Source organism: Streptomyces sp. NPDC049887 (genome assembly GCF_040656535.1).
Taxonomy (GTDB): domain Bacteria; phylum Actinomycetota; class Actinomycetes; order Streptomycetales; family Streptomycetaceae; genus Streptomyces.
Genome location: NZ_JBFAMM010000047.1, coordinates 1 through 2,142 on the forward strand (window position 1 = coordinate 1; position 2,142 = coordinate 2,142).

At 64.2% G+C, this 2,142-nt stretch carries 1 protein-coding gene; it reads right to left on the reverse strand.

Annotated features, from left to right (window positions below):
• Positions 1-388: 388 nt before the first annotated feature.
• Positions 389-1,828: an IS1182 family transposase gene (locus AB0J10_RS31690; protein WP_363066538.1), complete on the reverse strand. Its 1,440-nt coding sequence runs from the start codon at positions 1,826-1,828 to the stop codon at positions 389-391.
• Between the last annotated feature and the right edge of the window lie 314 nt (positions 1,829-2,142).

The window sequence follows — 2,142 nt, forward strand, 5'->3', positions numbered from 1 at the left end:
CGCAGAGTCTGCTCTTGGTACTAAGGGCGATGTCGACCGAGGAACCGATCGAAAGGCAGCGCTTCGCGCCTTTGGGGCGAGTGTAAAACTCATCCAGCCCAAACGGGCTTAAACCATGGTCGGGGCGAGAGGATTCGAACCTCCGACCCTCTGGTCCCAAACCAAGGCGAATGCACTAAAAATCTGATACTTAGCTGTAAAACTGGGCCATTACGACCTCAAGTACAGCAAGGGTTTCAGCCAAGGGTGTAAAACCGTTGGGGTCGGACCGACGCGATATGTCCGCGTTGGGGAGCACTTCCAAATTCCGCTTTCGACCGAGGCCGTGTAAAAACCTGTTGGGCCACGGGGAGACGGTAGTGGCGACGAGGCGCGGAGCGCCTCCTTCTCAGGCTCTGATCGCTTCCATCAGGGGCTTCGTTCCGAGCACCGCCATCACCCGCTTCATGTTGTAGGCGAGGATGTGGAGGCTGATCTCCGTCTTCACGTTTGGCAGCCGCTTCATCAGGAAGTGGGTGTGGCCCATCCAGGCCTTGATCGTGCCGAACGGGTGTTCGACCAGTCGTCGTCGGGTGCGCATGGCGCGGGGAGCGAGGTCCATCCGGGCCTGCAGCGCGTCGATCACCGCCTCATGCTCCCAGCGGGTGACCCGACGCTCGACGCTGGGGGTGCACTGGCTCTTGAGCGAGCAGCCGGTGCAACTGGCCCGGTTCCAGTAGCGGTGCAACGTCAGTCCCTTCTCGATGGTCGTCATGTGGCGCGGCAGCAGCGCGCCGGCCGGGCAGCGATAGACGTCCTGATCGGGCTGGTAGACGAAGTCCTGCTTGCCGAAGCGGCCCGCCGCTTTGGCGCCTGAGGTCAGGGGCTTGGGGACGTAGGGCGTCACGCCCATGGTCTCGCAGGCGAGGATCTCCTCGCCAGAGAAGTAGCCGCGGTCGGCCAGCACGTCGATCGCCTCGACGCCCATGGCGTCCTTGGCCTTGCCCGCCATCGAGGCGAGCTGATGCTTGTCCAGGCCGGTCATGACCACGTCGTGGGCGACGATCAGGTGATGCTCACCTTCGACGGCGGACTGGACGTTGTAGCCGACGATGCCGCTGCCTCGACCCGACGTCGCCATGGCCCGAGCGTCCGGATCGGTCAGGGAGACCTGGCCGTCGAGTGACGCCGCGACCTCGGCCTCCATCGCCTTGAGCATCGCCATCTGGGCCCGGAGCCGGTCGATCTTCTCGACCAGTCGCCCGGACCGCGCCTCGGCGGCCTCGCCCTCGTGACGATCCGCCGTGTCGAGGTCCTGCAGATAGCCGGCGATGTGCTCGGCGACCTGCTCGATGCGCCGCTTGACCTTGTAGGCGGTGAAGTTCCTGTCGCGGGTGTTCACCGCCTTGAACTTCGAACCGTCGATCGCGACCAGGGCTGATCCGAACAGGCCGAGCTGGCGGCACAGCACCACGAACTGGGCGCACGCCGCCTGGATCGCCGGGCCGTTCTCGCGGCGGAAGTCGGCGATGGTCTTGTGGTCCGGCGCCAGTCGCCCCGTCAGCCACATCAGCTCGACGTTGCGCTGCGCCTCGCGCTCCAGCCGCCGGCTGGACTGCACCTTGTTCAGATAGCCGTAGACGTAGAGCTTCAGCAGCATGGCCGGGTGATAGGCGGGCCGGCCCGTCGCCGCCGGCGTCATGCCCTCAAAGCCCAGACCCTTCAGATCCAGCTCGTCGACGAAGACATCGACCACCCGGACCGGATTATCCTCGGCCACATAGTCGTCGAGACACTCGGGAAGCAGCGTCTGCTGCCGGCGATCGGCGCCCTGAACGAAGCGGCTCATACCCACCTCCTGCTGACCCGGAAGGCTATCCTAATTCGCTCGATCGGGAGGCGTTTTCACACAGCCTCGACTCTTAGGTGACCTTGGGAAGGTCCGCTCGTGGGTAAAGTCGGTGCGATCGACCCGCAACGTGGAGCTGTGTTGATCGGAATCGCTGACTGGAGGTAGCCGCCCGACACTTGGCGTGGCAGTCATTGGGTCAGGGAGAGCATCGTCGCCTCGGACACTCTGTAATCCGGGGCGCCGATGATGAGCCGATCCTATTGGGTCGTTCCGCTCTCGCCGCGAAGCATTTCTACGATCACACCCACCCC